2 protein-coding genes and 1 pseudogene are annotated in these 1,510 nt (G+C 45.8%); 2 read left to right on the top strand and 1 reads right to left on the bottom strand.

What is annotated here, in order from left to right:
* The first annotated feature begins 128 nt into the window (after positions 1-128).
* The gene (locus tag KDK14_RS16050; RefSeq protein WP_257266185.1) at positions 129-776 is read left to right on the top strand and encodes a hypothetical protein; all 648 of its coding nucleotides are present in this window, start codon (positions 129-131) and stop codon (positions 774-776) included.
* Between the two features lie 40 nt (positions 777-816).
* Here KDK14_RS16050 and KDK14_RS16045 read toward each other — a convergent pair.
* A pseudogene (locus KDK14_RS16045) lies at positions 817-936 on the bottom strand (DUF1040 family protein); the annotation flags it as partial.
* A gap of 237 nt (positions 937-1,173) precedes the next feature.
* Between KDK14_RS16045 and KDK14_RS16040 the strand changes: the two are divergent.
* Positions 1,174-1,510, top strand: a 337-nt coding sequence (locus KDK14_RS16040; RefSeq protein WP_257266184.1) for a hypothetical protein, incomplete at its 3' end; no start/stop codon positions are given.

The raw sequence follows: 1,510 nt of genomic DNA, 5'->3' as shown, positions 1-1,510 counted from the left end.
TCGTCCTCGCTACGGGGACGCCCAGTCGGGCGCTATTCTCGGACAGCCTCCTGGACTCATTAGAAAAAAAACACCACGTTGTGCTAGTTTTAATCACACCTTGACAAGCAATGATTGAGGTTAGTGAAATGTTTTTGGTCAAACCTGGTCGTCTCTGGATGCCTTCGGTGTTTTTCGTGGCGCTCAATATGTTCTCACAAAGTGCCCTTTCCGACCATGAGGAAGCCTGTGACTGGGGTCTGAAAAGAGTCATTGCTTTGGAATCCGGCTTTCGCGGAGTCTTGCCGCCTGCAGCCGATGAATGGAACCATCAGAGTTATGAGGTTCTTGGTAAGAAAGATGGCCTGAAAACCTGGCTGATTCGTTATGATGATCACTTCTACCGTGGTGGTGAACTGGAAAGTGCTAAAGGTGCCCATAGTCTAGCCGAACTTGGCATAAAAACTGTTTTTGCTATTACCTGTATTAATCAAGAACGTGAATGGCTGGAAAGTGAGGGTATTAAATTTGTTGATTTATCCTTTGACAGGAATGCCAGCCTTGACCAAGGCCAGGTCCGGCATATTGTTGAACAATTAAGTGCCCATCCTGCTCCGGTTTATGTTCACAGCGTCGGAGGCACTCAGCTTGGGGGTGTGGTGGGTGTTATCTACCGTCTCTCCAATGGTTGGAAACCTGACCAGTCACTGCTGGAATTCGCCTACCTCGGTGGCTCTTTGAAGGCTAATTATAATACCCTGAAGGCTGTTCTGAAGGCATTGTCACCAGCGCACTGACCTCTCAATAGTCACGTAGGCGTATTACCTGGTATATCGGTCATTCAAAGCCACACGCCTTAAAAAGTACTTCCTTTATGTCGATCTCAACATCTTTGTCGGGGCCTGGAATCATGGCATCCGGGACCCTGCCTTTCATGTTCAGATGATATATCAGCGGGGCATCCGTTACTGAACAATTTTTTCAGGCAAAACGGAAATAATTCATGTGAATGATGTAGCAAAAAATCCGGCTAAGGAATCCATAAGTAGCTGCCCATATGGAATCTTATATTTCTGGCTATGCTGAGTTGTTTAGTCGTAGTTGTAGTGTAGTTGCTTCTTGCTTTTCACTGTCATTATCAGGGCAAGTTTCTTTTGGAGGATTGAAAGTGTTCTGAATTTTCGTTTGCAGTGATTGATCACCTTTATCCAATTTTTCGATGATGAGTTCAGCAATGCCTTTGGCGGCAGCATTTCTGACAGTTTCGGTGGTCTTGGTATTATTAAGTATTCGAATTTTAGTCCATCAAAGCGTGTAAAAGTTCCCGGATCATCAAGGTCAGATCCCCTGAACCCACCACTGCCTGTGTTAACAGGTGTACTTAGGGTGGACATTAAGGAATTCTTCCTGATAGTACTACTGTCTATTCTTTCTTTAGCTTCTGCGAACGAGTGCAGGCGGACTGGTTTCTACGTATTGCGGGTCTTGAATTGGAACCACGAAGCACACGGTGTGACACGGGAGCAGAGTC

Origin of the sequence: Endozoicomonas sp. ONNA2 (assembly GCF_024606365.1) — a bacterium.
Classification (GTDB): Bacteria; Pseudomonadota; Gammaproteobacteria; order Pseudomonadales; family Endozoicomonadaceae; genus Endozoicomonas.
This window is presented reverse-complemented; position numbering and strand designations above follow the sequence as displayed.

What these genes read in the sequence shown, in the direction of transcription:
- KDK14_RS16050 (WP_257266185.1), top strand. Translation starts at nt 129, where the DNA reads ATGTTTTTGGTCAAACCTGGTCGTCTCTGGATGCCTTCGGTGTTTTTC.